We start from the raw sequence: 26787 nt of genomic DNA, 5'->3' as shown, positions 1-26787 counted from the left end.
CGCCGTCATGCGCAGGAAATCTCGCTTGTCCTACGAGGTCACGCGCAGCAGAGTGAAGCCCATGAGCGCACCCGCCACCCCTCGCCCCGCCCCCTCCGCCCCGATCACCTCCTCCGCCCCCCTGCGCGGGGCCGACCGTACCGGCGCCTTCGACTGGCGCGTGCGCTTCGCCTTCCTCTCGGTGGTGTGGGGCTTCAGCTTCCTCTTCATCAAGGTGGGTACCGAGGCGTACGCCCCCTTCCAGGTCGCCCTCGGCCGGGTGTTCTTCGGGGCGCTCGCCCTGGTGGCGGTCCTGCTGGTGCGCCGCGAGCCGCTCCCCCGCGGCCTGCGCACCTGGGGGCACCTGACGGTGGCCGCGCTCCTGCTGAACACCGCCCCCTTCGCGCTCTTCGCCTACGCCGAGCAGACCATCACCTCGACGCTGGCCGGGATCTGCAACGCCACCTCGCCGCTGTGGGGCATGGCGCTCTCGCTGGTCGCCCTCTCCGAGGACCGCCCCACGCGCCGCCGGTTCGCGGGGCTGGGCATCGGCTTCCTGGGCGTGCTGACCGTGCTCGGCGCCTGGCAGGGCTTCGCGGGCGTCGACGCCAAGGGCACGGCCCTGGCCCTGCTGGCCTCGCTCAGCTACCCGATCGGCTGGATCTACGTCCGCCGCACCCTGGCCGGGACCGCCGGCTCACCGGTCGCCATGACGGCGGGGCAGCTGTCCGTCTCGACCCTCCAGCTGGCCGCCGTCAGCGCCCTGTTCACCTCGGCGCCCGCCTCCTTCCCGCTGTGGCCGACCCTCGCGGTGGTCACCCTGGGGGCGCTGGGCACGGGCGTGGCGCTCCAGATGCAGTACGGCCTGGTGACGGAGATCGGCCCGACCACGGCGCAGATGGTCACCTACTTCATCCCGGTGATCGCCACCACGGCGGGCGTCCTGGTCCTGGGCGAACAGCTCCACTGGAACACCCCGCTGGGCGCCGCCGTCGTCCTGGCGGGTGCGGCACTCACCCAGGCCCGACCGCCGGCCCGCAAGGCCGCCTGAGCCGCGGCAGCCCGCCCGGCCCCCGCCGCACCGCGCGGCGGGGGCCTTCGCGTGCGCGCCGTCAGTCGAAGCGGGCGCCCGGCGCCGGGCGGACCGCCGCCGCGACGGCGTCGGCCAGCCGCGGGATCTCGCGCGGGTCCAGCGTGGAGACGGTCACGCGGACGCCGGGCCCCGCCTCCACGCGGTAGGCGGCGCCCGGCCGCACCGCCCAGCCCGCCGTCATCAGCCGGGTGACCACCGCCGTCTCGTCGGCCACCGGCACCCATGCGTTCATCCCGCTGCGCCCGTGCGCCGGCACCCCCCGTTCCGCCAGCGCGGCGACGAGCCCATCCCGCCGCAGCCCGTACGAGCGCGCCACCAACGCCCGGTCCACCGCGCCGGTGGCCCACAGCTCGGCCACCGTGCTCTGGAGCAGCCTGCTCACCCACCCGGGGCCCAGCCGCTGGCGGCCCCGGACCCGGTCCATCGTCACGGCGTCGCCCGTGAGCACCGCGAGCCGCAGGTCGGGGCCGTACGCCTTGGCCGTGGAGCGGATCAGCGCCCAGTGCCGGGTGACTCCGCCCAGCGGGCAGAGCGGCAGGTCCACGATCCCGATGCCGTGGTCGTCCTCGATGACCAGCACCTCGGGCCGGCCTGCCAGCAGCTCCCGCAGCAGCGCGGCCCGTTCCGGGGCGACCGCGGCCCCGGTCGGGTTCTGCGCGCGGGCCGTCACCACCAGCGCCCGGGCCCCCGCCTCCAGCGCCCGGGCCAGGGCCTCCGGCCGCGGCCCCTCGTCGTCGACGGCCACCGGGAGCACCCGCAGGCCCAGCGCGGGGACCAGGTCGAGCACGCTCCCCCAGCCCGGGTCCTCGACCGCCACCGCATCCCCGGGCCGCAGGTGGGCGGCCAGCACCCGTTCGATGCCGTCCAGCGCCCCCGAGGTCACCGCCAGGGCCCCGGCGGGCACCCCGTCGGCCTCGAAGCCGGCGCGGGCGAGCCGGGCGAGCTCCGGGAGCACCGGGTCCTCCCCGTAGCGGGTCGGGGCCTGCGCGTACCGGCGGGCGGCGGCGGCCAGCGGCCCCTCCAGGGAGGGCAGCAGGGTGAAGTCCGGGTTGCCGTCCGCGAGGTCCCGGACGCCCTCGGGCACGTCCGGGCGCAGCGCGTCGCGCGGGGCACTGGCGGGCCGGCCGCGCACCCGGCTGCCGCGCCGCCCGTCGGTCTCGATGATCCCGCGCTCGCGCAGCGACCGGTAGGCGGCCGCCACGGTGTTGGGGTTCACCCCCAGCGCGCCGGCCAGCTCCCGCATCGGCGGCAGCAGCGCCCCGGGCGCGAGGGCGCCCGAGCCGACGCCCGATTCGATGCTGGCCGCGATGTCCGATGCGCGGCGCCCACTGATCGTATATTCTCCTAGCACAAAGCCCATTATGCACTAGTACAATGGAGTCCGCACCATGAGCGCCAACCCCGCCGACTACGCGCCGACCGGGCGCACCATCCCGAGCCGCTCCCGTCAGCGGGCCCGCTACGACCGCGAGACGGTGCACGCGATACTCGACCAGAGCTACCTCTGCCACCTGGGCTTCGTCCGCGACGGCGCGCCGGTGGTCCTCCCGACGCTGTACGGCCGGGTGGGCGAGACCCTGTACGTGCACGGCTCCACCGGTTCGCGCCCGCTCCTGGCCGCCGGCCAGGAGGACCCGGGCCTGCCGGTCTGCCTGACGGTGACGCACGTGGACGGCCTGGTACTGGCCAAGTCGGCCTTCCACCACTCGATCAACTACCGCTCGGTGGTCGTGCACGGCACGGCCCGCCAGGTCACCGACGAGGCGGAGCGCCGCATGGCCCTGGACGCCCTGGTCGACCACGTCGTACCCGGCCGCTCCGCCGACTCCCGGCCCGCCGACGCCAAGGAGCTCGCGGCGACGGCGGTGATCCGGCTGGACCTGGAGGAGGTCTCCGCGAAGGTCCGCACGGGCGGGCCGAACGACGATGCCGAGGACCTGGGGCTGCCCTTCTGGTCGGGCGTGGTCCCGGTGGCGCCGGCGTACGGCACCCCCGTCCCCGCCGCCGACCTGGACCCCGGCATCGCCGTCCCGGACTACGTCAGCGCGCTCTGAGCCTCACGGGCGGGCCGGCCCCCGGGCAGGTCCGCCCCGCCCGCGGGCCTGCGCGACTCGGCCGCGATCAGGGCGCCCACCGCCGACAGCAGCAGGACGGTGCCCAGCACCACGGCCCCGGTCAGCCGCTCCCCGAGCACCACGACGGCGATGGCGGCCGCGCTCACCGGCTCGATCAGCATGATCACGGACACCGTGGCGGCCCGTACGGCCGCGGCCCCGGTGAAGTACAGGGCGTACGCCAGGGCCGTCGGCACCACGGCGACGTACACCAGCAGCCCGAGCACCCGCGCGGGCTCGCCGGTGTGCGGCAGCAGCCCCTCCACCGCGGCGAGCGGCAGCAGGCACACCGTGCCCACGCCCACCGACCAGGCGGTGGTGACCAGCGGGTCCCCGCCCGCGCCGCGCCGCCCGAGCCAGCGCGCCCGCAGGGTCATCCCCGCGTACCCGGCGGCCGAGAGCAGGGCCCACCCGACCCCGAGCGGCCGCACCTCGCCGCCCCCGGAGCCCAGCACCAGGACGGCGAGCCCGCCCAGGGCGCCGCCGACGGCGGCCACCCCGCCCCGGCCGAGCCGCTCCCCCATCCAGTACCGCGCGCCCAGCGCGATCAGCACGGGCCCCGCCCCCAGGGTGACCACGGTGCCGACGGCCAGGCCCGTCTCCCGCACGGCGCCGAAGTAGGCGGCCTGGAAGAGGGTGAACATCAGGCCGGTCCCGATCAGCGAGGCGGCCGAGGGGCGCCGCCCGCGCCCCGCCCGCGCGCGGCGGCGTACGGCCAGCACCGCCAGCAGCACCACCAGCCCGCCGGCGCAGCGCCAGAACGAGAGGGCGAGTGGACCGAGGTCACTGGCCAGGAAGAGGAGGGAGGCCGCCGCCCCGGCGGTGCCCCAGGCGACTCCGGCGACGACGAGGTAGAGCAGGCTGCGCCCGGCGGCGGGCGAATGGTTCGACACGTGTTTCTCCGCGCATGCGTGAAGGATGAAGAAGGGGGGTCATCGCTTCGCGGGCAGCACGGACCTCCCCGGGAACCCGGGGCCGGTCTCTCGTACGGTGGCGGCCGCCCGCGCTAGGCGGCGGGAGGCGGAAGCACGGTCGCATGCATGGTCAGCACCCTACGCCCTGCCCGCCGCGCGGGCCAGGGCGGACCGGACCGGACGCCCCGCGGCCCTACGCGCTCGCCTTCTCGGGCTCGACCCCGGCCCCGGGCCCGGCCCCGGGCGGGGACGCGGGCAGAACCGATTCGCCCACGGCGGCCGGCGCAGGCCGCGAGGACTGGGCGATGAAGGCGCCGCCCAGCACCAGCGCACCGCCGGCCATCTGCCACGTCGAGAGGTGCTCGCCCAGCAGCACCCAGGCCAGGACGGTGGCCACGACCGCCTCCAGGTTGGCCACCACGCCCGCCACCTGGGGCGAGAGCATGCGCACCGAGACCACGCCGGTCAGGTACGCGGCCACGGTGGCGACCAGCACCACCCAGCCCAGCAGCACCAGGGCGGGCACCTGCACGCCCCCCAGCGCCGCGTCCCCGCCCAGCACCTGCCAGTCCATCTGCCAGGGGCGGGCCAGCACGGTCATCACCAGGGCGCCGACGACCATCCCGTGCGCGATCACGCCCATCGGGTCGGGCACGTCCTCGCCGTCGGTGCCCTGGTCCGCGAAGACGAAGTAGAAGGCCTGGCAGCAGGCGGCGGCGAGGCCGAGGAGCACCCCGAGCGGGTCCAGGCTGAGCCCGGCCCAGATCTCGACCACGCAGGCCAGCCCCGCGACGGCCACCGCCGCGCCGGCCGCGGCCGCCCGGGTCACGGGCTTGCGCTGCACGAACCGGATGTAACCGAGCAGCAGCGCCGGCCCCAGGTACTCCAGCAGCAGGGCCACGCCGACGGGGATCCGCGAGAGGGCGGCGAAGTAGAAGGCCTGTACGCCCGCGACGGCCACCAGCCCGAACCCGGCGAGCAGCAGGGGCCGCCGCCGCACCAGATCACGGTGCCGCCAGGCCAGCGGGGACAGCACCAGGGCCGCCCCCGCCACCCGCAGCCACACCATGTGGAGCGGGTCCAGACCCGCCTCGATCAGCGGCTTCGCCGCGACGCCGGAACCACCGAACGCACACGCCGAGACAAGGGCGAGGCCCAGTCCGGCGTTCTTCCCTGACGCTTGCATCGGGCCATCATGACAGGACGCGTCAGGAGCGTCATCCAAGTGACGCCTGTTGAGACGCACCCGATACCGAAGGGTCGGGCGGCCCCCATTTCTGACGGGTCATCAGTATTGAATGTTCCGACCCCCGGGGCTACGTTCCGCCGCACGTACCCGACGAGAAGGGGTGGACGCATGGCTGAAGTCACCGCGGAATCACGCATCGAGGCGCCCGCCGCGAAGCTCTGGGCCCAGCTGACCGACTGGGGCGCGTACGGCCAGTGGAGCATGACCCACACCGACTTCCCGAAGGGCGGCCCCGAGACCCTCGCCGTGGGCGCCACCTTCACCGAGAACATGAAGATGATGGGCTTCCCCGCCGAGGTCCTCTGGACGGTCTCGGAACTGGAGGACGGGCGCGTCCTCGCCATCACGGGCAAGGGCCCGATGGGGGTCGCCGTCCTGACCCGCTACACGCTGACCGCCGACGGCGGGGCCACGAAGGTCCGCATCGACGGGGAGTTCACCGGCGCCGCCGTGTCCCTGATGGCGGGCAAGCTCAAGGACTCGGCGACCGCCGCGCTGAACGAGTCGCTGCGCCGACTGGCCGCCCTCGTCGCCTGATCCGCCCCGCCCCGGGCACACACGACGGCGCGCCCCGCGAAAGTCCTCGCGGGGCGCGCCGTCCTCGTTCCACGGGGCCGGGCGGGCACCCGTCGGCACGGCGCCCGTCGGCTCAGTGCTCGTCGGCCAGGATCAGGTAGAGCTTCTTGCGGGCGTCGTTGACGACCGCGAGGGCCTTCTCCCGCTGCTCGGGCGTGCCGGTCTTGAAGACCTGCCCGAAGGCCTCCATCAGGCCGACGCCGGCGGCACGGACCTCGTGCATCGCCTCGAAGTCGAAGCCGCGCCCGGCGTCCTCCCAGGGGGCGTCCGGGCCCGACTCGGCCTCGGTGCGGCCGGCGTCGGTGAGCGTGAACAGCTTCTTGCCGCCCTCGCTCGCACTGCTGATCAGCCCCTCGTCCTCGAGCAGCTGGAGGGTCGGGTAGACCGAGCCGGGGCTGGGCTTCCACGCCCCGCCGCTGCGCTCGCCGATCTCCTGGATCATCTCGTAGCCGTGCATCGGCCGGTCGGCGAGCAGCGCCAGGATGGACGCCCGCACGTCGCCGCGCCTCGCCCTCCCGCGCGGGCCGCCCCGCCCGCCCCGTCCGCCGAAGGGCCCGCCGCCGAAGCCGGGGCCGAACGGCCCGAACGCCGCGCGCAGCCCCCTGAACTCCTCCCGACGGTCCGGCCCGCAGTGGCCGTGACCCCGTCCGTGCTCGTGCCCGTGGTCGTGCTGTCCGCGTGAACGCATCACTGCGCTCCTTTCGCCTCACTGTGATTGCTTGACGTGTTTCACTATCGCTGATCCATCGCGATGCGTCAACGATATATCGGAAACTATCGCAACCGAAAGCGGCAACACCGCTCCCCACCTGCACCCTTTGGGGTGGATTGCCGAGGGAACTCCTAGTCGACGCTCGTCCGCGCGTGCTGTTCTTGCCCCGCGAATCCATGGGAAGCCGACCAAAGGGGACATCCATGCGCCACCAGGGACGGATCAGGAAGCGGCTCGCCGCGGCGGCCGGCGCCGCGGCACTGCTCGGCCTGCTCACCGGACCGGCCGCCGCCGACCAGGCGCGCCCGCTGGCGGGAAGCGTGCTCAACCTGCACCAGTGCGTGTACGCCCCCACCCCGGGGGTCGACTACTTCACGACGCTGGTGCCCAGCCGCGACGGCCGGTTCACCACGGGCACCGACACCGCGGCCGCGCCGGACCGGGACCTGTCCTGCGGCGGCGGCGACGGCAACTACACCCCGGTCCGCCCCTGGGCCGCCTTCGAGTCCCTCGACCTGGGCTCCGGCCGCTACCTGAACCTGCACCAGTGCGTGTACTACTCCGACCTCCAGCACGACCACCTGACCGTGATCGTCCCGGGCGGGGGCAGCGAGTGGAGCGCCGGGACCAACGTCTCGAACACCCCCGACACCCAGGTCTCCTGCGGTCCGGGGCGCGGGCTCTACCAGCTGGTGCCCCTGCTGTCGTCCGTCAGGGCGCTGGACCTGACCGCCGGCCGCTACCTCAACCTCCAGCAGTGCCAGTACTACTTCGACCGCTTCACCGACCACTTCACCACCTTCCTGCCGAGCGGTGACGGGCGCTTCCGCACCGGCACGAAGGTCTCCGGCACCGCGGACACCGCCCCCACCTGCGGATCCGGAGACGGGAACTACACCCTGATCCCCCTGCTGTCGGGCACCAAGGCCCTCTCCCGGACCTGACCGACGCCGACGCGCGCGCACCGGGGGGCACCAAGGCCAGTCATCCCGGATTGGCCTTGGTGCGCGTCCCGGCGGACACCTACGGTCGGTCCATGCGCCTGCGAATCATCGATGCCTTCACCGACCGCCCCTTCCACGGCAACCCCGCCGGGGTCCTCCTCCTGGACGGGCCCTTCCCGCCGGACGCCTGGCTCCAGCAGGTCGCCGCGGAGGTCAACCTCTCCGAGACGGCCTTCGCCCACCCGCTGCCGCCCGGCGGGGACGCCGACTGGGCGCTGCGCTGGTTCACCCCGACCGCCGAGGTCGACATGTGCGGCCACGCCACCCTCGCCACCGCGCACGCCCTGGCCACGAGCGGCCTGGCCGAGGGCCTGATCCGGTTCACGGCCCGCTGCGGCGTCCTCACGGCCGAGGTCGCCGAGGACGCCACCGTGACCATGGACTTCCCGACCTCCTCCCTCACCCCGGTCGAGGCGGATCCCGAGATCGCCCGCGCGCTCGGCGCCCCGATCAAGTCGGTGCACGACACGTCCGCCCACATCGGCGACCTGGTGGTGGAGCTGGCCGACGAGCGGACGGTACGGGAGCTCGCCCCCGACTTCGCCGCCCTGCGCGGCTACGCCCGCCGCGGGGTGATCGTCACGGCCCCGGCCGAGGATCCCGCCCGCGGCTACGACTTCGTCAGCCGCGGCTTCTTCCCCGCCCTCGGCATCGACGAGGACCCGGTCACGGGCAGCGCCCACACCGCCCTCGCCCCGTTCTGGGCGGCGCGCACGGGCCGCACCGAGATGACCGGCCTCCAGGGCGGGGCCCGCCGGGGCCTGGTCCGGGTACGGCTGAGGGGCGAGCGCACGCTCCTGACGGGCCACGCGGTCACCGTCATCGACGGCGAACTGCGCACCTCCCCCTGAGGCGCACCTCCCCCTGAGGACCTACGGGGTGGGCAGCCAGCCGACCTTGCCGGCGAGCAGGGCGTACCCGCCGAAGGCCACGATGTCGAGCAGCGCGTGCGCGACGACGAGCGGCCCCACCCGGCCCCAGCGCCGGTAGGCGAGGACGAAGACGACGCCCATCACCGCGTTGCCGATGAACCCGCCGACGCCCTGGTAGAGGTGGTACGAGCCGCGCAGCAGGGAGCTGGCCAGCAGCGCGGCCGTCGGCGACCAGCCCAGCTGGCCCAGCCGGCGCAGCAGGTAGGCGAGCACGATGACCTCCTCCACCACGGCGTTCTGCACCGCGGAGAGGATCAGCACCGGGAACTTCCACCACACGTCGGGCAGTGCCTCCGGCACCACCGTCAGGTTGAAGCCGCCGGCGCGGGCCGCCAGGTAGAAGGCCAGTCCGGCGCTCCCGATGCCGGCGGCCACCAGCGCGCCCCGGGCCAGGTCCGGACCGGGGCGGGTGCGGTCGAATCCCAGCACCCGCAGGCCGGGCGCGCCCTCCCGGGTCAGCAGGTGCGCCACGAGCAGCACCGGAACCAGGGCGGTGGCGATCCCGAACAGCTGCCAGGCCAGGTCGAGCCAGGGACGCCCGGGGGCGTAGGAGCCGTTGAGGGTGGCGGCCTGGTCCTTCAGGCCGCCCGGCTTGGTGAGCGAGCCGATGAAGCTGATCAGCGCGGAGACGCTGCTCGCGCCCAGCGACAGCGCGAGCACGAGCAGCGTCTCGGTGCGCAGCAGGCGCCGCCGCCCGTCCTCGCCCAGCTCCATGGCCACCGGCTCCGGTTCCGCCCGCACGCCCGACTCCCGTCCTGCCCCGTCCGTCACGCTCCGACCACCCCATACTGCCTCCTCGGAGGCCGGACGGGATCACCGGGACGGGACGGACGCACCGGTCCGGGGCGCCGGCGGGCCGGACCGGGTGCCGGAGCGGGCCGCCGTTCAGCGGCGGACGGCCGCGGGCGCGTCCACCTCCTGTTCCTCCAGACCGACCGGCCAGGTGTGCACGGGGTCGCCCCGGTGCATCAGCTCGCTGTAGCGGCGGGTGGTGGCCGCCAGGGCGGCGTCGCGGTCCAGACCGCCCGCGAGGGCGCGGTGGTACGTCTCCACCTGCCAGGTCGCCCCGTTCACCCGGCGTCGGCACCGCTCCTCGATGATCCCCAGGTAGAGGTCGCGGTCGGCGGGCTCGATGCCCCAGGCGTCCAGTCCGGCCGCGGCCATCGGCAGCAGCTCGTCCAGCACCAGCCGCACGGCCGGCACGCTCGCCAGCCCGCCGGAGCGGCCCTTGCGGGGCCAGCGGATCCGCGCGTCGATCCCGTACCGGCAGGCGGCGTCGAAGTTGGCCTCGGCCTCCGCGAAGGACATCCGGGTCCACACCGGGCGCTGCTCGTCCGCGAGGGTGCGGACCAGCCCGTAGTAGAAGGCGGCGTTGGCGACGACGTCGGCGACGGTGGGCCCGGCCGGCAGCACCCGGTTCTCCACCCGCAGGTGCGGCATCCCGTCGGCCACCCCGTAGACGGGCCGGTTCCACCGGTAGACCGTGCCGTTGTGCAGCACCAGCTCCTGGAGGCTGGGCACCCCGCCCTCGGCGAGCACCCGCAGCGGCTCCTCCTCGTCGCAGATCGGCAGCAGGGAGGGGAAGAACCGGACGTTCTCGGCGAAGAGCTCGTACACCGAGTCCACCCACTTCTCCCCGAACCAGGTGCGCGGCCGCACCCCTTGGGCCTGGAGCTCGGGCGGCCGGGTGTCCGTGGCCTGGGTGAACAGCGGCGGACGCGACTCGCGCCACAGCTCGCGCCCGAACAGGAACGGCGAGTTCGCCCCCACCGCTATCTGTACGGCGGTCACCGCCTGGGCGGCGTTCCACACGTCCGAGAACCGCGCCGGGGTGACCTGGAGGTGCAGCTGTACGGAGGTGCAGGCGGCCTCCGGCACGATCGACCCGGTGCTCCAGGTCAGCCGCTCGACCCCCTCGATGTCCAGCCGGAAGTCCTCGCCGCGCATCATCAGGATCTGCTCGTTGAGCAGCGAGTAGCGGTCCACGGCCGACAGGTTGGCCAGCGCCAGGTCCGCGCGGGTGATCGTCGGGAGGATCCCGATCATCACCACCCCCGCGTCGATCTCCGCGGCCTGCCGGTGGGCGTAGTGCAGGCCCGCGCTCAGCTCCTCCGCGAGCCGGTCGAATACCCGGCCGTCGAGCCGGTGCGGAAGGACGTTCACCTCCAGGTTGAACATTCCGAGTTCGGTTTGGAAATCCTGGCTCGCAATCCGCTCCAGCACCTGCGCATTCACCATGCGCGGCAAACCGTCGGCACCCGCGAGATTCAGCTCGATCTCCAGTCCCATCATGTTCTTGGGGCGGTCGAACCTCTTCTCCGCCAGAAGCCGCTCCAGCCCCTCCAGGCACTCGTGAAGCTTCCTCCGATACCGATGCCGATCGGACAGGTCGAATCCGCCTGCCACGACCTTCTCCCCCATCGAAGCGTCCCTCCTCGAGTGGGCCTGGCCCGGTGCACCCGGGCGCGCGTTACGGTCGATGATGCCCAGGGCCCGTGATCGATAACGCCGCGCGGAGCGGCTTGGCGGGGAGCGCGCGCCGGTGTGGCCGGATGGGCGCTCCGGCACATTCGCCTGGCAACCCGCGGTGCGCAAATTCCGTACGGGTTTTACCCGTTCATGATTACCGGCACTTTCCAGCCGAGCCCCCTTCCGGTAACCTCCGAGGTCAGCGCGGTTCCTTCACGCGCGAACGGCATGAATACCATGACAGCGGGACCGGTAAGCGCCTTGTCGGCAATAGGCGGGACAGCTAGCCGAAACACTGTGTGAACACATGTCGTATAAACTCCGCAAACGAGGCAGAGAGTTGGCGCGCGGCCATTGCCCCAATGCCCACCTCTGACCCCAGAATGCGACAGCGCCGTCCGCACCTTCCCCTGCACCACCGGTCTCCCAAGTGAGAGGCGACCCACCATGCCGCTGCATGTCCACCCGGCCCCCGCGCCCGCCCTGCGCAGCGTCCTCGCGGCACTCGGTTCTCCCACCGCCGTCCACGAGGCACACACCCCCGCCCTGCGCGCGGTCCAGGGTCCGATGACCGCCGAGCTCCCCCTTCCGGTCCACGTGCTCGACCGCCTGAGCATGTCCGGCCGCGCGGCCGACGGCCGGCCGCCCCGCACCCGCCTCACCGCCTGGCGGTTCCTGATCCGCAGCGGCGACCGCTTCGTGGCGGCGGCCGACACGCGGCTCACTCCGGACGGCTGGGCCTTCTCGCACTTCTTCGAGGGGCCCTACGTCGCCGCCACCGAGCGGGCCCTGCGCCAGGCGGAGCAGCTCGGCAAGACCTACCAGCCCCGGCTGCTGTCCGTCCCGGAGCTCTACATGCTGACCCTGTGGCTGCACGGGGCGGTCGGCGCCGACGCCGCCGCCGGCCTGCCCGCTGCGGCCGACCTGCTGGTGCCGCTGGCCCCGGCCCCGCCCGGGATCGCCCCCTACCGGCCGCATCCCGTCTCGGAGCTGCTGCCCGTACTGACCCACCGGCTGACCCCGGCGGCCCCGCCCGTACCACCCGTACCGCCCACCCTGGCGGCCCCCGCGGCCTGAACCCCCCGCTCCGCCCGCGGGCGCGGCCCGCGATCCGGGCCGCGCCCGCGGCGTGCCCGGGCCCCGCATACCAGCTCGTCCCGCCGCCCGACACGCCGTCTGACCCACATGACCCATTCGGCCTAGCCCGCCGGGACCAGTCGTGAACCATCCGAAAGGACAGGGCAGTTGGCTTGAACCGCCCGCACGAGTGATGCGTCCTCAATCCATGAGGACTGCTGCCGGGAAATCCCTGCGAAGCAGCCGTCATAGGGGAAGACTGAGGACATCCTCCCCGCAGGCGCGGGGACGACCCAGGGGGACGGCCATGAATCACGCATCGAGCCGTAGCGAACAGACCACACCGCAGCGAAAGAACGCATCCATGTGCCAGCACCAGCCTGCCTGCCCGTCATCAGAGTCCGCCGACCGGGAGGCCGCGCGCCCGGTGGCCAACCACCCGGAGCAGGGCTGGAGCCTGCTGTGCAACGGCGTCCTGCTCTTCGAGGACACCGGTGAGCTGCTGCCGGACGGCAAGATCATCGCTCCGCACCGCCCGCTCGCGGCGGCCTGAGCGGGCACCGCACACGGACGTACGAAGGGGCCGGTCCCGGAGCGGAGAGCTCCGGGACCGGCCCCTTTCAGCGTGCTGCCGGCGCCCCCTCAGGGGGGCGCCGGGCCCGAGGGCTCAGTTGTCGTACTCGTCCAGCGGCGGGCAGGAGCACACCAGGTTGCGGTCGCCGAAGGCGCCGTCGATCCGGCGCACCGGCGGCCAGTACTTCTCGGCGGCGGAGACGCCACCGGGGAAGACGGCCTCGTCGCGGGTGTACGGGTGGTTCCACTCGCCGCCCAGGGACGCCGCCGTGTGCGGGGCGTTGGCCAGCGGGTTGTCGTCCGCCGGCCACTCGCCGCCCGCGACCCGCTCGATCTCGGCGCGGATGGCGATCATCGCGTCGCAGAAGCGGTCGATCTCGGCGAGGTCCTCGGACTCCGTCGGCTCGATCATCAGCGTGCCGGCCACCGGGAAGGACATGGTCGGGGCGTGGAAGCCGTAGTCGATCAGGCGCTTGGCGATGTCGTCGACGCTGACGCCGGTCTCCTTCGACAGCGGGCGCAGGTCGATGATGCACTCGTGCGCGACGAGGTCGCCCGGGCCGGTGTAGAGCACCGGGTAGTGCGGCTCCAGGCGCTTGGCGATGTAGTTGGCGCCGAGCACCGCCACCTGGGTGGCGCGCTTGAGGCCCTCGCCGCCCATCAGGCGGACGTACGACCAGGAGATCGGCAGGATGCCCGCGGAGCCCCACGGCGCGGCCGAGATCGGGCCGACGCCCGTCTCCGGGCCGGCGGTCGGCTGGAGCGGGTGGTTCGGCAGGTACGGAGCGAGGTGCGCCCGGACGCCGACCGGGCCGACGCCCGGACCGCCGCCGCCGTGCGGGATGCAGAAGGTCTTGTGCAGGTTCAGGTGCGAGACGTCGCCGCCGAAGTGACCCGGCTTGGCCAGGCCCACCAAGGCGTTCAGGTTGGCGCCGTCCACGTAGACCTGGCCGCCCGCCTCGTGCACCCGGGCGCAGATGTCGGCGACGTGCTCCTCGAACACGCCGTGCGTCGACGGGTACGTGATCATGAGCACGGCGAGCTCGTCGCGGTGCTGCTCGATCTTGGCGCGGAGGTCCTCGGTGTCCACCTCGCCGTCGTCGGCGGTCTTGACGACGACGACCTTCATGCCGGCCATCACGGCGCTCGCGGCGTTGGTGCCGTGCGCGGAGGACGGGATGAGGCAGATGGTGCGCTGCTCGTCGCCGTTCGCACGGTGGTAGGCGCGCACGGCCAGCAGGCCGGCGAGCTCGCCCTGGGAGCCGGCGTTCGGCTGGATGGAGACCTTGTCGTAGCCGGTGACCTCGCAGAGACGTTCCTCCAGCTCGTTGATGAGCGTGAGGTACCCCTCGGCCTGCTCGACCGGGGCGAAGGGGTGCAGCTGGCCGAACTCGGGCCAGGTCACCGGCTCCATCTCGGTGGTCGCGTTGAGCTTCATGGTGCAGGAGCCCAGCGGGATCATGCCGCGGTCCAGCGCGTAGTCCTTGTCCGAGAGCTTGCGCAGGTAGCGCAGCATCGCGGTCTCGGAGCGGTGCTGGTGGAAGACCGGGTGGGTCAGGTACGCGTCCGAGCGCAGCACGCCCTCGGGCAGCGCGTCCCCGGTGGTGGCGTCCAGGGCCTCGATGTCCGCGGAGACGCCGAAGGCGGCCCAGACGGCCTCGAGGTCGGCGCGCAGGGTGGTCTCGTCACAGGAGATCGAGACGTGGTCGGCGTCCGCCTGGTGGAGGTTCACGCCGCCCTCGCGCGCGGCGGCGACGACCTCGGCGGCCTTGCCGGGCACCCGGGCGGTGACGGTGTCGAAGAAGGAGCCGTGCACCAGCTCGACCCCGCCGGCCGTCAGGCCCGCGGCGAGCAGCGCGGCGTAGCGGTGGGTGCGCAGGGCGATCGTCTTCAGGCCGTCCGGGCCGTGGTAGACGGCGTACATGCCGGCCATGACGGCGAGCAGGACCTGCGCGGTGCAGATGTTGCTGGTGGCCTTCTCGCGGCGGATGTGCTGCTCGCGGGTCTGGAGGGCCAGACGGTAGGCCTTGTTGCCGTCCGCGTCCACGGAGACGCCGACGAGGCGGCCGGGCAGCGAGCGGGCGTGCTTGGCCTGGACGGCCATGTAGCCGGCGTGCGGGCCGCCGAAGCCCATCGGGACGCCGAAGCGCTGGGTGGTGCCGACGGCGATGTCCGCGCCGAGGGCGCCCGGGGAGGCCAGCAGGGTCAGCGCGAGCAGGTCGGCGGAGACGGTGACGATCGCACCGAGCCCGTGGGCCTGGTCGATGACGGCCTTGATGTCGCGCACGGCGCCGGAGGCGCCCGGGTACTGGAGGAGCACGCCGTAGACGCCGCGCTCGGCGATCTCGGCGGGGATGCCCTCGGAGAGGTCCGCGACGACGACCTCGATGCCGATCGGCTCGGCGCGGGTCTCGATCACGGCGATGGTCTGCGGCAGCGCGTCGGCGTCCACCAGGAAGACGTTGCCCTTGACCTTGCCCACGCGGCGGGCGAGCGTCATGGCCTCGGCGGCGGCGGTGCCCTCGTCGAGCAGGGAGGCGCCGGAGGTCGGCAGGCCGGTCAGCTCGGCGACGACGGTCTGGAAGTTCAGCAGGGCCTCCAGGCGGCCCTGCGAGATCTCCGGCTGGTACGGGGTGTAGGCCGTGTACCAGGCGGGGTTCTCCATGACGTTGCGCAGGATCACCGGCGGCGTGAAGGTCCCGTAGTAACCGAGACCGATCATCGACGACAGGACCTGGTTGCGGTCGGCGAGCGAGCGCAGCTCGGCGAGCACCTCGGCCTCGGTCCGCGCCTCGGGCAGGTTCAGCGCTTCGGCGGTCTTGATCACATCCGGTACCGCGGCGGCGGTCAGCTCGTCGAGGGAGCCGTAGCCCACCTGGGCGAGCATCTTCGCCTGCGCCTCGGCGTCCGGGCCGATGTGACGCTGCTCGAAGGGGATGCCCCGCTCGAGCTGGGAGAGCGGAATGCGGTTGGCGGTCATTACGGAGGCCTCCTGGTCGTACGACCTGCGAGGGGCACCACGGCGCGGGCACCCGGACGGCCTCCCCCTCTGTCATCTCAACCTGAGAGCTTCACCGGAGTCTCGGGGGTCGCCCGTCGTCCGGCTTTCACCGTCGGTGAGGAGTGGGACCGGCACTGCGCGCCCGGCACCCGCTCCTGCTTTCCAGAGTGGCCTCGTCGCGTGCGGTACGTATGCCTGAGAGATTCCGGGGAGGATTTGCTCCTTCGGCGCCTCCGTCGAGCTCACTCGGAGGACTCTCCCGCACAGGGTCAACAGCCGCCACCCAGCCTACCAGCGAGGATCTGGACCCTCCCTCGAGTGGCCCCCTATCGGAATATGCACTTTTGTAGTCATTACGGATGACTGCGACCACGTGGAGGGACCGTGCAGACCGACATCGATCCGCGCAGCCTGATCGGCCGCAAGGCGTTCGACCGGAACGGGGCCAAGATCGGCACCGTGGACGAGGTCTACCTGGACGACGCCACGGGCGTCCCTGAGTGGGCCGCGGTCCGCACCGGCCTGTTCGGCAGGGACGCCTTCGTCCCGCTGGAGCCGAGCGAGGTGGTCGGAGAGGTGCTGCGCGTCCCCTTCGAACGCTCCCTGATCAAGGACGCCCCCGACTTCGGCGTGGGCCGCCACCTCTCCCCCGAACAGGAGCTCCAGCTGTACCACCACTACGGCCTGGACGTGTCCATGCCCGGCGACCTCCACCTCCCCCCGCCGGAGAAGCGCTAGGGCGCGCCGTCCGGAGCGGGCCGGCCCACGAGGGGCAGCGGGTCGGAGGCCTCCAGCTCGGGGTCGTCCACCAGGAACGTACGGACCCGCCCGGGCGGCGACCCGGGCCGCTCGAAGCGCACGGTCACCCGCCCGACCCCGCTGCCCTGGACCCACCCGGGCCCGTACACCGCGTGCCGTACGTCGCTGCCCGCGGGCCAGTGCCGCACCGCGGCGGCGTACGGGTCCTCCCCGGGCGCCGCGGCGGCCCCGGGGCCCCCTGGAGCCCCCGGGATCCCTGGTTTCCCCGGCGCCCCGGGGGCGGCCGCGCCCCCGGCCGTCCCGTCCGCCTCCAGGGCCCCTTCCGCCCCGGCGGCGGCCTCCTCCGTGCCCGCGCCGAGCGCCTGGGCGAAGAGGTCCTCCTGGGTGTAGTCCGCGAGCCCGGTCACGCCGACCCCCAGGAGCCGCACCCCGCCCGTGGTGTCCACGCCCTCCAGGAGCCGCGCGGCCGCCTCGCGCACCACGGCCGGATCGTCGGTGGGCCCGCGCAGGGTCTCGGAGCGGGTCAGGGTGGAGAAGTCGTAGCGGCGCACCTTGAGGACGATGGTGCGCCCCGAGTGGCCGGAGGCCCGCAGCCGTCCCACGCACCGGTCGGAGAGCCGCTGCACCTCGAAGCGGATCCGCACCCGGTCGTGCAGGTCGACGTCGAAGGTGTCCTCCACCGACACCGACTTCGCGTCCCGCTCCGCGACCACCGGCCGGTCGTCCAGCCCCAGGGCCATCCGGTAGAGGCCCACCCCGTGCGCCCGGCCCACCATCCGGACCAGCTCGTCCTCTCCGGCCTCGGCCAGCTCCCCCACCGTGGTGATCCCGGCCCGGCGCAGGTGCTCCCCGGTCGCCGGGCCCACCCCGGGCAGGGTCCGCACCGACATCGGGGCGAGCAGCGCGCGCTCGGTGCCGGGCTCGATCAGCAGCAGCCCGTCCGGCTTGGCCTCCTCGGAGGCGACCTTGGCGAGCATCTTCGACCCGGCCAGGCCCACCGACCCGCTGAGGCCCGTGGCGGCCGTGATGTCGGCCCGCAGCCGCTCCCCCGCGGCCCGGGCGCCCGCGGAGTCGAAGGCGCTGCCGCCCGCCTCCAGGTCCACGAAGGCCTCGTCCAGGCTGAGCGGCTCCACCAGGGGCGACAGCTCGCGCAGCAGGCCCATGACGATCTCGCTGACCTCGCGGTAGAGCAGGAAGCGGGGGATCAGGTAGGCGCCGTTGGGGCAGAGCCGGCGGGCCTGGGCGGTCGGCATCGCCGAGTGCACCCCGAAGCGCCGGGCCTCGTACGAGGCGGTGGCCACCACCCCGCGCGGGCCGAGGCCGCCGACGATCACGGCCTTCCCGCGCAGACTGGGCTTCGACGCCTGCTCCACGGAGGCGTAGAAGGCGTCCATGTCCAGATGCAGGATGGTCGGCGCGGTTCTCACGGCACCGATGCTGCCCCATGCCACTGACAACGCGCGGGTGCGCCCGGCCCGCGCCCGGCGGCCCCGCCCGGGCCGGCCGCCGGCCCGGGCGTCAGCCGGCCCGGTTGCGGCGGGCGGCGAGCTCGTCGGACGGGTTGTGGCCGACCACGGTCTCGCCGGTGTCCACGCGCTCCCCGTGCAGCTGCGAGAGGGCGTTCTCCACGTCGCGCCAGACCACGCCGACCGCGATGCCGAAGACCCCCTGGCCGCCCTGGAGCAGGCTCACGACCTGGTCCGGGGAGGTGCACTCGTAGACGGTCGCGCCGTCGCTCATCAGCGTCATGCGCTCCAGGTCCGAGAATCCCCGGCCGCGCAGGTGCTGCACGGCGGTGCGGATGTTCTGGAGGGCCACCCCGGTGTCCAGGAAACGCTTGACGATCTTGAGGACGACGACGTCGCGGAAGCTGTACAGCCGCTGGGTCCCCGAACCGTAGGCGGGCCGCACGCTGGGCTCCACGAGCCCGGTGCGCGCCCAGTAGTCCAGCTGCCGGTAGGTGATCCCGGCGGCGGCGCACGCCGTCGGTCCGCGGTAGCCGACCTGCTCGGGCGCCGGCGCGTCGTCCACCGGTCCGACCGGCTTCGACGCCGGCTGACGGTGCGCGGCACCCGACCCGCCGCCGAGCAGCGGGGACGGACCACCGTCACTCCGTACGGGGATGCCCCCGGTCGTACCGTCGCCCGTGGTCCTCACGCCGACCCTCCGTCCTTGACCTGCCACCTTGAAGGTAGGCAGTGACCCGGGGTGCGTCAACGATCGCCACACTCGGCACGCCGAGTGATAATCACCCTGAGAGTGGTTTCCCGTACCCCATTGCGGGGAAAGGCTACTCGAATGGGCTGAATGTCCCGGGTGGACGACGCGGTGCGCGCCGTGCCCGCCTCCGGCCCTACTGAGGGCCCGTGCCGAAGTCCTCGGGAGAGATCTGGTCGAGGAACTCGCGGAACTTCTCCACCTCGTCCTCCTGCTCGTCGGGAATCGCGATTCCGGCGTCGTCCAGCACGCCGTCGCTGCCGTAGATCGGCGTCCCCGTCCGCAGGGCCAGTGCTATGGCGTCGGAAGGCCGCGCGCTCACCTCGACGCCACTGGCGAAGACCAGCTCCGCGTAGAAGACGCCCTCCCGCAGATCCGTGATCCGGACCTCGGTCAGCTCCTCGCCGACCGCCTCCAGCACGTCCTTGAACAGGTCGTGCGTCAGCGGCCTGGCCGGGGCCATTCCCTGTTGCGCGAAGGCAATGGCGGTCGCCTCCCCAGGACCGATCCAGATGGGGAGGTACCGGTCGCCTCCCACTTCACGCAGGAGCACGATCGGCTGGTTGGAGGGCATTTCCACCCGGACACCCACAACGTCGAGCTCGTTCACACAGCAACCCTAGGACCTGCCCGGCAGGTTTGGGTAGTCGGGGCCCGGTCGGGGCGCCCGTGTTCAGTGGAGCCGCACCCCGAGAGCGGCCTGTACGAAGGCCTCGTGGAGCCGTACGGAGAGCCCAGCGAGCTCCTTCATCGTGGCCTCGGCGTGCGCCCTGGTCTGCGGATTGCGGTGCCGGCGCAGCGGTGCGACCACCTGCTCCACCAGACCGGCCTCCCGGTCGGCCGCCGCCTTCATGGCCCGCAGGTGGCGCGGTTCCAGTCCGAAGCGGCCGAGGTCGGCGATCAGGCGGGCCACGGCCACGGCCTCGGCGCCGAACCCGCCGGCGGCCTCCTCGCAGACGAGCCCGTACGACTCCCACTCGGCGAGCTGCTCCTCGTCCGCCTCGGCGGCGGCGATCAGCTCGGCCCGTCCGACCCGGGCCGCGGCGGGCGGCGCCCCGCCCGCCTCCCCGTACCCGCCGGAGCCCTCGACGGACTCGCCGTGCGCGGCCGGAGCCGGAATCCGGATCTGCTCGCCCCGGTCGAGCGCGTCGAGCTGCTCGCGGATGACCTTCAGCGGCAGGTAGTGGTCGCGCTGGAGGCGCAGGACGCGCGCGAGCCGCTCCACGTCGTCCGTGCTGAACTTGCGGTATCCGGAAGGCGTGCGCCGGGGCTCGACGAGCCCCTCCGCCTCCAGGAAGCGGATCTTCGAGATCGTGACTTCGGGGAACTCGTCGCGCAGCATGGTGAGCACCGTGCCGATGCTCACCAGCTGCCCGGCCGAGCCGGCGGTTCCGGCGGCGCCCTTCTTCGGGGCGCCGCCGGTCGGGGTGCGCAGCATGGGACCTTCCCTCCGGAGGTCCCCCCGGACGGAGTCCGGGGGTGGGGGTCAGACGCCCCGCAGGCTCGCGTAGAAGACGAGCCGGTACTTGCCGATCTGCACCTCGTCGCCGTTGTGCAGGGCGACCGAGTCGATCGGCTCGCGGTTCACGTACGTGCCGTTGAGGCTGCCGACGTCGGCGACGGTGAAGCCGCCCTCGGGGCCCCGGCGGAACTCGACGTGGAGCCGGGAGACGGTGACGTCGTCCAGGAAGATGTCGCTCTGCGGGTGCCGGCCCGCCGTGGTCAGCTCCCCGTCCAGCAGGAAGCGGCTGCCCGAGTTGGGGCCGCGCCGCACGATGAGCAGGGCGGAACCCGGGGGCAGTGCCTCCACCGCGGCCTGGGCCTCGGGGGAGAGCGAGGGCGACATGTGCTGTCCGGTCGCCTCGGCCTCGTAGGCCTCCAGGCCGGAGATCGAGATCGTGGACGTGGTCTCCGAGGCGCGCTCCGGCGTCAGACCCGCCCGCAGCGGCGCCCCGCAGTTGGAGCAGAAACGGCTCGCCGCATCGCTGCGGTGCCCGCACCTGCCGCACGTCTGCTCGGCCGACATGGACGGCTCCTCGCGCCGCGGCCGGCCCGCGGCAGCGCTGGTGGCGTACGGATCGGAAGCAAACCCTCCACCCGCACCCGGGGTTGACGGGTCTCCGAAACCTATGCGCCCGGCAGCCGAAGGGTCGGCGGAGGGCGCGCCCTGCGCCCCCGCGCCGGCCCCGGGGCCGGCCACCTCGTCACGGAAGAGCGGCCGGTCTCCCTGGCCCTCTCCCTCGCCGTGGCCCGCACGGTGGCGTGCCGTACCGCTTTCCTCGCGGTTCTTCTTGCCGAACAACTTCTCAAACAACTTCACGGGCGATTCCCCTTGACCGAAACAGACCCGCCCGTGGGGCAGGACGAACTCCGCATACACACACCTGCCGACCCGGACATTCTGACAACGTCCGTAACCACCAGACAGTTTCCACCACGCACCGCGACTTCGGTGCGTCGACCCCCCGCAGGCGTCCGCCCGCGTGGGACCGTCCTCGTTCCGCTCCGTCTCACGGCGATGACGACCGAGCGTAGTCAGGCTGCTTCGCAGCCCGCAAGGCATCCACAATGATCTTCGCCGACCGTGTGACGGCGACCGTGGCCTGTTCCTTCTCCATGGTCTGCACGACACCGCCCGGGATGTTGAGCGCCGGCTCCAGGTCCTGCGGCCTGCCGATCACCCTGAACTCGTAGGGTTGTGTGATCTTCTTGCCGTCGATCGCGACCCCACCGCCCTCGTCCGAGAAGTACGATCCCGCCACCACGCGCACGCCGTTGATCTGGATCGCCTCGGCCCCGGCCGCCCGCAGCTCCTGGAGGGTGTCCAGCAGCTGGTCGGAGCGCACCTGGCCCTTGGCGTCGGTGATCTTCAGCGTGATGCCCGGTCCCTGTGCGGCCACGGTACCGGCCAGGATGCCCAGTTGCCGCTCCCGCTCCAGCGTCTGCCTGCGGGCCTCCTCGGCCTGGTTGGAGCTGCTCTGGAGCTCCCTGCGCTGGTCGTCCAGCTTCTGCTTCTCGTCCTCCAGGCGCTTGGTCCGCCCGTCCAGCTCGTCCAGGATGCGCACGAGGTCCTCCTGGCGGGCGCCGCGAAGCGGCGCGCTGGAGTCGCTGTTGGAGCGCACCTGGATGGCGAGCCCGAGACCCAGGACGAACAGCAGCAGCGCCACGATCAGTTGGGCCCGGCTGAACCGCGGCGGCCACAGCCCGGCCGCCAGGCGCTGCCGCCCGGTCTCCTCCGGCTCCGGCCGAGGCGCGCCGGGAGGCGTCGCGTCCGGCTGCGGGGCGCCCGGGAGCGGCGCCTGCGGCCCCTGGCCCCCGGCACGCTCCGTCGCACGCTCCGTCGGCTCCGGCTCCGGTCCCGGCTCCCCCTGGGGGGTGTTGTCGGCGCTCATCGGCCTCACGCCCGGAAGACGTGCCGGCGGATGGCCGCCGCGTTGGAGAAGATCCGGATGCCGAGGACCACGACCACGCCCGTCGACAGCTGCGAGCCGACGCCCAGTTTGTCGCCGAGGAAGACGATCAGCGCGGCGACCACCACGTTCGAAAGGAACGACACGACGAAGACCTTGTCCACGAAGATCCCGTCCAGCATCGCGCGCAGACCGCCGAACACCGCGTCCAGGGCCGCCACCACGGCGATCGGCAGATAAGGCTCCACCACGGCCGGCACTTCGGGGCGGACGAGAAGTCCGACCACCACTCCCGCCAGGAGGCCCAGTACCGCGATCACGACGCACCCTTCTTCGGCTCTTCTGCTGTGGCCGACCGCACGGTCAGGCTCGACGCGGCCGGCAGCTTCACCTCGTCCACCGGGGACAGGCTGTAGCGGATTCCGTAGCTCTCCTGCAGCACGTGCAGGTACTGCCCGTCCACGGAGTCCTGGAACGCGGTCCCGAGCCGCTTCTTGTCCCCGACCGCGAGGACCTCGTAGGGCGGCACCAGCGGCCGGTTGTCGACCAGTATGGCGTCACCGGCCGCCCTGATCGCCGACAGCGCCGTCAGCCGCTGTCCGTTGATCGAGACCGCCTCGGCCCCGGACTGCCAGAGCCCGTTGACGACCCGCTGCATGTCCCGGTCGCGGACCCGCCCGGTGTCCGAGAACCCGGCGCTCTCGCGCGGGCCGCCTCCGCCGCCCGACGAGGACCCCTTGGCATCGTCCACCACAAGCTTGACGCCCGGACCGTGCACCTCGGTTGCACCCGACAGCAACGCCGTGAGCTGGGCCTGCCGGCCGCCCGGCTGCTTCAGCGCCTCGCGCTGGCGGTCGGCCACCTCGGTCCGCAGCCGCTCGACGTCCCGCTCCAGGGTGTCCGCGTGCCGGTCGGCCCGTTCTACCCGGTCGATCAGCTCCTGGCGCTCCTTGGCCAGTACCGGCGCCGCCACCCGCGCCTGCGCCGCACCCAGCGTGACGACCATCGCGGCCAGCACGAGGCCCGCGGCGAGAGCCAGCTTGGCCTTGAGGGTGCGCGGCAGCCCCGCCGTACCGTCCGCCGCGCGCCGGGCCGAGGCTTCCGCATAGCCCTCGTCGAGGCTGTGGTCCATCACGTGCGTCAGCAGCGACATGGACGCGTCCGGGCGCGCCGGCGGTGTGGCCGGACTCCGGTTGGTGGGCGGCTGCGACATGCCGCTCATCGTCGCATGTCGGCGCCGCCCACATCCAATGCGACCGTACGGCGGACCGGACCGGATGACACGCCGTGCCCGGCCCGCCGTACTCCCACCCCCTTCCGCACACGCGTACGAAGGGGGACGGGTCAGTGCTGGCCGGCTCCGTCGACCACCCCGGCCCATTCGTCCAGCAGGGCCTGCGCGGACGCGTCGTCCGGGCCCTCGGCCCACAGGTGGGTGACCGCCTCCGCCGGGTCCGGCAGGACCAGCGCCCACCGTCCGTCGGCCTCGACCACGCGCACGCCGTCGGTGGTGTCCACCTGCCGGTCCCCTGCCGCCTCCACGACCCGCCGCATCACGAGCCCCTTGGCCGCCCACGGGGTGGGCACGTCCCGCTTGAGCACGTGCGCCCGCGGGATGCGGGAATCGATCTGGCTCAGCGTGAGCTGGGTGCGCGCGACCAGCCCGATGAGCTGGACGAAGGCCGCCGATCCGTCGAAGACGCTGCTGAACTCGGGGACGATGAAGCCGCCCCGGCCGTCGCCGCCGAAGATCGTCGTCTCCTCGCGGCCCACCCGGGTCAGGTCGTCGGGCGAGGTCGTCGTCCACTCCACCTGGGTCCCGTGGTACGCCGCCACCTGCTCGGCGACCCGGGTCGTGGTCACCGGCAGGGCCACCTTGCCGCTGCGCTTCTCCGCCGCCACCAGGTCGAGCAGGACGAGCAGCGCCCGGTCGTCCTCGATGATCCGACCGCGCTCGTCCACCAGGGAGATCCGCTCGCCGACCGGGTCGAAGCGCACGCCGAAGGCCGCCCGCGCCGAGGCCACGATCTCGCCGAGCCGAACCAGTCCGGCACGCCGGGACTCGTGGCTCTCGGTCGGCCTGGACTCGTCGAGGCCGGGGTTGATCGTCAGCGCGTCCACGCCGAGCCGGCCGAGCAGGCTGGGCAGGACGAGGCCGGCGCTGCCGTTCGAGGCGTCCACGACGACCTTGAGCCCGGAGTCGGCGATGCCGGTGGTGTCCACCCGCCGCAACAGGGAGCCCGTGTACGAGTCGAAGACGCTCGACGGGAACTGCAGGTCGCCGATCTCCCCGGGGAAGGCCCGGCGGTACTCCTGACGTGCGTAGACGCGGTCCAGCTTGCGCTGCTGCGCCTGCGAGAGGTCCGCGCCCCGCTCGTCGAGGAACATGATGTCCACCGAGTCCGGCACCCCCGGCGAGGTTCGGATCATGATCCCGCCCGCCGCGCCCCGGGCCGTCTGCTGACGGGCCACGGGCAGCGGTACGTTCTCCAGGTCGCGCACGTCGATCGCGCTGGCCTGGAGCGCCGAGATCACGGCGCGCTTGAGGGCGCGGGCGCCTCGGGAGTGGTCGCGGGCCGTGGTGACGATCGCCCCCTTCTTGAGGGTGGTCGCGTAGGCGCCGGCGAGTTTCACCACCAGCTCGGGGGTGATCTCCACGTTCAGGATCCCGGTGACGCCGCGCGCGCCGAAGAGGTGGGCCTGGCCGCGGGACTCCCAGATCACGGAGGTGTTGACGAAGGCGCCCGCCTCGATCGTCTTGAAGGGGTAGACGCGGACGTTGCCCTGGACGATGGACTCCTCGCCGACCAGGCACTCGTCGCCGATGACGGCGCCGTCCTCGATCCGGGCGGCCCGCATGATGTCGGTGTTCTTCCCGATGACGCAGCCGCGCAGGTTGCTGTGCGGCCCGATGTAGACGTTGTCGTGGACGACGGCCTTGTGCAGGAAGGCCCCGCTCTTGACGACCACGTTGGATCCGACGACGGTGTGCTCGCGGACCTCGGCCCCGGCCTCGACCTTGGCGTAGTCGCCGATGTACAGCGGTCCGCGCAGTACGGCGTCGGGGCTCACCTCGGCACCTTCGGCGATCCAGACCCCGGGCGAGATCTCGAAGCCGTCCATCTCGACCTGGACCTTGCCCTCGAGCACGTCGGCCTGCGCCTTGACGTAGCTCTCGTGGGTGCCCACGTCCTCCCAGTAGCCCTCGGCCACGTAGCCGTAGATCGGCCGGCCTTCCTTCATCAGCTGGGGGAAGACGTCGCCGGACCAGTCGACCGACACGTCGGGGTCGACGTAGTTGAAGATCTCCGGCTCCATCACGTAGATGCCGGTGTTGATGGTGTCCGAGAACACCTGCCCCCAGGTCGGCTTCTCGAGGAAGCGCTCGACCTTGCCCTCTTCGTCCACGATGGTGATGCCGAATTCCAGCGGGTTCGGCACCCGGGTGAGGCACACCGTGACGAGTGCGCCCTTCTCCTTGTGGAAGCTGATGAGGTCGGTGAGGTCGAAGTCGGTGAGCGCGTCGCCGGAGATGACCAGGAAGGTGTCGTCCTTCAGGGCCTCCTCTGCGTTCTTCACGCTGCCGGCGGTGCCGAGTGGCTTCTCCTCGTTGGCGTAGGTGAGCTCCATGCCGAGCTCTTCGCCGTCACCGAAGTAGTTCTTGACGAGTGACGCCAGGAACTGGACTGTGACCACGGTCTCGCTGAGCCCATGCCGCTTGAGCAGCCTGAGCACGTGCTCCATGATCGGCCGGTTCGCCACCGGCAGGAGCGGCTTGGGCATGCTTGAGGTCATGGGGCGAAGCCGCGTTCCTTCGCCACCGGCCATCACGACGGCCTTCATGTCGGAAGAGTCCTCCTAGAGAGATGACGGTCTGGCCGACCTCACCCGTCCCGGACGGATACTCCGCTACTCCTCCGCGTCAGCACCGGCGCCGAGTGAGCTCAATCGGCCGTGGCATCCGCCTTGACCAAACGGCGGACTTGCACCACGTAAAGGATTCCTGCCCACCAATAGAGCGTTGTACCCCAACCCGCGAACGCCCATCCGAAAACGGACGCCATCCAGGCCAACCAGCCCGTACCGTCACTGAGCAGGAGGAGGGGGAAGGCGTACATCAGGTTGAAGGTGGCGGCCTTGCCGAGGAAGTTGACCTGGGGCGGCGGATAGCCGTGCCGACGCAGGATCCACACCATGACCAGCAGCATTGCCTCACGGGCCAGCAGCGCGGCGGTGAGCCACAGCGGCAGGATCCCCCGGTAGGTGAGTCCGAAGAGCGTGGTCAGGACGTAGAGCCGGTCTGCGGCGGGGTCCAGGAGCCGGCCCAGTTTGCTGATCTGGTTCCAGCGCCGCGCGAGTTTCCCATCGAGGTAGTCACTGACGCCGCTCAGCATGAGCACGAGCAGTGCCCAGCCGTCGTACTCCGCCAGGATGAGCCAGAGGAACAGCGGCACGCCGACGAGGCGGGCCATGCTGAGGATGTTCGGAATGGTGAAAATTCGGTCAGTCTGGACCCGAGTCTCCTGGACCTCCACCCGGGGGCCTCCACTGTGACTGTAGAAATGTCGAATCTATGCTCCCCAGACCCTACAGGAGTCGGCGAAGGGTCCCGGAACGCAGAAAAGCCCCGCACCAGAAGGTGCGGGGCTTTCCCACAATGATTGTTCGGCGGCGTCCTACTCTCCCACAGGGTCCCCCCTGCAGTACC

25 protein-coding genes and 1 riboswitch are annotated in these 26787 nt (G+C 72.6%); of the genes, 8 read left to right on the top strand and 17 right to left on the bottom strand.

What is annotated here, in order from left to right:
- The first annotated feature begins 61 nt into the window (after positions 1 to 61).
- A complete protein-coding gene (locus ACIRBY_RS30495; protein WP_403906589.1) occupies positions 62 to 1030 on the top strand; it encodes a DMT family transporter in 969 nt (322 codons plus the stop codon).
- A gap of 61 nt (positions 1031 to 1091) precedes the next feature.
- Here ACIRBY_RS30495 and ACIRBY_RS30490 read toward each other — a convergent pair whose 3' ends face one another.
- A complete protein-coding gene (locus ACIRBY_RS30490) occupies positions 1092 to 2432 on the bottom strand; it encodes an aminotransferase class I/II-fold pyridoxal phosphate-dependent enzyme (protein WP_403906588.1) in 1341 nt (446 codons plus the stop codon).
- 28 nt (positions 2433 to 2460) lie between these two features.
- Between ACIRBY_RS30490 and ACIRBY_RS30485 the strand changes: the two genes are divergently transcribed.
- Positions 2461 to 3126: a pyridoxamine 5'-phosphate oxidase family protein gene (locus ACIRBY_RS30485; protein WP_403906586.1), complete on the top strand. Its 666-nt coding sequence runs from the start codon at positions 2461 to 2463 to the stop codon at positions 3124 to 3126.
- Here ACIRBY_RS30485 and ACIRBY_RS30480 read toward each other — a convergent pair.
- Both ACIRBY_RS30480 and ACIRBY_RS30475 read right to left on the bottom strand, forming a co-directional pair.
- On the bottom strand, positions 3108 to 4079 hold the full coding sequence (locus ACIRBY_RS30480) for a DMT family transporter (protein ID WP_403906584.1): 972 nt from the start codon (positions 4077 to 4079) through the stop codon (positions 3108 to 3110). The two genes, ACIRBY_RS30485 and ACIRBY_RS30480, sit on opposite strands and share 19 nt — an antisense overlap.
- 214 nt (positions 4080 to 4293) lie before the next feature.
- A complete protein-coding gene (locus tag ACIRBY_RS30475; RefSeq protein ID WP_403906581.1) occupies positions 4294 to 5286 on the bottom strand; it encodes an EamA family transporter in 993 nt (330 codons plus the stop codon).
- A gap of 171 nt (positions 5287 to 5457) precedes the next feature.
- On the opposite strand from ACIRBY_RS30475, the gene ACIRBY_RS30470 reads away from it, so the two are divergent.
- A complete protein-coding gene (locus ACIRBY_RS30470) occupies positions 5458 to 5886 on the top strand; it encodes an SRPBCC family protein (protein ID WP_403906578.1) in 429 nt (142 codons plus the stop codon).
- 112 nt (positions 5887 to 5998) lie between these two features.
- Here ACIRBY_RS30470 and ACIRBY_RS30465 read toward each other — a convergent pair whose 3' ends face one another.
- On the bottom strand, positions 5999 to 6613 hold the full coding sequence (locus tag ACIRBY_RS30465; protein WP_403906576.1) for a PadR family transcriptional regulator: 615 nt from the start codon (positions 6611 to 6613) through the stop codon (positions 5999 to 6001).
- 227 nt (positions 6614 to 6840) lie between these two features.
- Here ACIRBY_RS30465 and ACIRBY_RS30460 point away from each other — a divergent pair, with 227 nt between their 5' ends.
- The gene (locus tag ACIRBY_RS30460; RefSeq protein ID WP_403906573.1) at positions 6841 to 7581 is read left to right on the top strand and encodes a hypothetical protein; all 741 of its coding nucleotides are present in this window, start codon (positions 6841 to 6843) and stop codon (positions 7579 to 7581) included.
- Positions 7582 to 7673: 92 nt separating this feature from the next.
- Positions 7674 to 8492, top strand: coding sequence for a PhzF family phenazine biosynthesis protein (locus ACIRBY_RS30455; protein WP_403906572.1), 819 nt, complete (start codon positions 7674 to 7676; stop codon positions 8490 to 8492).
- 21 nt (positions 8493 to 8513) lie between these two features.
- Here the strand turns inward: ACIRBY_RS30455 and ACIRBY_RS30450 are convergent, their stop codons facing one another.
- Together ACIRBY_RS30450 and ACIRBY_RS30445 are read right to left on the bottom strand one after the other, a co-directional pair.
- Entirely contained in the window at positions 8514 to 9287 is a 774-nt protein-coding gene (locus ACIRBY_RS30450; protein WP_403906856.1) for a CPBP family intramembrane glutamic endopeptidase, read from the bottom strand.
- A 171-nt stretch (positions 9288 to 9458) separates the two neighbouring features.
- Positions 9459 to 10994, bottom strand: coding sequence for a glutamate-cysteine ligase family protein (locus tag ACIRBY_RS30445; protein ID WP_403906569.1), 1536 nt, complete (start codon positions 10992 to 10994; stop codon positions 9459 to 9461).
- Positions 10995 to 11489: 495 nt separating this feature from the next.
- Here ACIRBY_RS30445 and ACIRBY_RS30440 point away from each other — a divergent pair, with 495 nt between their 5' ends.
- Both ACIRBY_RS30440 and ACIRBY_RS30435 read left to right on the top strand, forming a co-directional pair.
- Complete coding sequence (locus ACIRBY_RS30440; protein WP_403906566.1) at positions 11490 to 12119, top strand: hypothetical protein; 630 nt, start codon at positions 11490 to 11492, stop codon at positions 12117 to 12119.
- Between the two features lie 364 nt (positions 12120 to 12483).
- Positions 12484 to 12672: a DUF5999 family protein gene (locus ACIRBY_RS30435; RefSeq protein WP_042809437.1), complete on the top strand. Its 189-nt coding sequence runs from the start codon at positions 12484 to 12486 to the stop codon at positions 12670 to 12672.
- A gap of 114 nt (positions 12673 to 12786) precedes the next feature.
- Here the strand turns inward: ACIRBY_RS30435 and gcvP are convergent, their stop codons facing one another.
- On the bottom strand, positions 12787 to 15672 hold the full coding sequence (gene gcvP, locus ACIRBY_RS30430; RefSeq protein ID WP_403906563.1) for an aminomethyl-transferring glycine dehydrogenase: 2886 nt from the start codon (positions 15670 to 15672) through the stop codon (positions 12787 to 12789).
- A 194-nt stretch (positions 15673 to 15866) separates the two neighbouring features.
- Positions 15867 to 15965, bottom strand: a riboswitch (glycine riboswitch).
- 112 nt (positions 15966 to 16077) lie between these two features.
- On the opposite strand from gcvP, the gene ACIRBY_RS30425 reads away from it, so the two are divergent.
- Positions 16078 to 16431: a PRC-barrel domain-containing protein gene (locus tag ACIRBY_RS30425; RefSeq protein WP_403906560.1), complete on the top strand. Its 354-nt coding sequence runs from the start codon at positions 16078 to 16080 to the stop codon at positions 16429 to 16431.
- On the opposite strand, the gene ACIRBY_RS30420 is transcribed toward ACIRBY_RS30425, so the two are convergent.
- From ACIRBY_RS30420 to ACIRBY_RS30375, 10 genes are all read right to left on the bottom strand, one after another.
- Positions 16428 to 17879 (bottom strand): DNA polymerase IV, encoded by a 1452-nt coding sequence (locus tag ACIRBY_RS30420; protein ID WP_403906558.1) that lies wholly within the window; start codon positions 17877 to 17879, stop codon positions 16428 to 16430. The two genes, ACIRBY_RS30425 and ACIRBY_RS30420, sit on opposite strands and share 4 nt — an antisense overlap.
- A gap of 91 nt (positions 17880 to 17970) precedes the next feature.
- A complete protein-coding gene (locus ACIRBY_RS30415) occupies positions 17971 to 18609 on the bottom strand; it encodes a MerR family transcriptional regulator (protein ID WP_403906555.1) in 639 nt (212 codons plus the stop codon).
- Positions 18610 to 18805: 196 nt separating this feature from the next.
- Positions 18806 to 19279: a bifunctional nuclease family protein gene (locus ACIRBY_RS30410; protein WP_007262890.1), complete on the bottom strand. Its 474-nt coding sequence runs from the start codon at positions 19277 to 19279 to the stop codon at positions 18806 to 18808.
- A gap of 63 nt (positions 19280 to 19342) precedes the next feature.
- On the bottom strand, positions 19343 to 20107 hold the full coding sequence (locus ACIRBY_RS30405; protein WP_403906553.1) for a MerR family transcriptional regulator: 765 nt from the start codon (positions 20105 to 20107) through the stop codon (positions 19343 to 19345).
- 48 nt (positions 20108 to 20155) lie between these two features.
- Positions 20156 to 21097: an FHA domain-containing protein gene (locus ACIRBY_RS30400; RefSeq protein WP_403906854.1), complete on the bottom strand. Its 942-nt coding sequence runs from the start codon at positions 21095 to 21097 to the stop codon at positions 20156 to 20158.
- Positions 21098 to 21179: 82 nt separating this feature from the next.
- Positions 21180 to 22070 carry a DUF881 domain-containing protein gene (locus ACIRBY_RS30395; protein ID WP_403906550.1) on the bottom strand — a complete coding sequence of 297 codons (891 nt, stop codon included), beginning with the start codon at positions 22068 to 22070 and terminating at the stop codon, positions 21180 to 21182.
- On the bottom strand, positions 22067 to 22399 hold the full coding sequence (locus tag ACIRBY_RS30390; protein WP_007262894.1) for a small basic family protein: 333 nt from the start codon (positions 22397 to 22399) through the stop codon (positions 22067 to 22069). The genes ACIRBY_RS30395 and ACIRBY_RS30390 overlap by 4 nt, the downstream gene beginning before the upstream one ends.
- The gene (locus tag ACIRBY_RS30385) at positions 22396 to 23301 is read right to left on the bottom strand and encodes a DUF881 domain-containing protein (RefSeq protein ID WP_403906548.1); all 906 of its coding nucleotides are present in this window, start codon (positions 23299 to 23301) and stop codon (positions 22396 to 22398) included. The genes ACIRBY_RS30390 and ACIRBY_RS30385 overlap by 4 nt, the downstream gene beginning before the upstream one ends.
- Before the next feature lie 122 nt (positions 23302 to 23423).
- Positions 23424 to 25922 (bottom strand): sugar phosphate nucleotidyltransferase, encoded by a 2499-nt coding sequence (locus tag ACIRBY_RS30380; protein WP_403906545.1) that lies wholly within the window; start codon positions 25920 to 25922, stop codon positions 23424 to 23426.
- Between the two features lie 101 nt (positions 25923 to 26023).
- On the bottom strand, positions 26024 to 26614 hold the full coding sequence (locus tag ACIRBY_RS30375) for a CDP-alcohol phosphatidyltransferase family protein (protein WP_042811546.1): 591 nt from the start codon (positions 26612 to 26614) through the stop codon (positions 26024 to 26026).
- Positions 26615 to 26787 lie beyond the last annotated feature (173 nt).

Source organism: Streptomyces sp. NPDC096136 (assembly GCF_044763325.1).
Lineage (GTDB): Bacteria > Actinomycetota > Actinomycetes > Streptomycetales > Streptomycetaceae > Streptomyces.
This window is presented reverse-complemented; position numbering and strand designations above follow the sequence as displayed.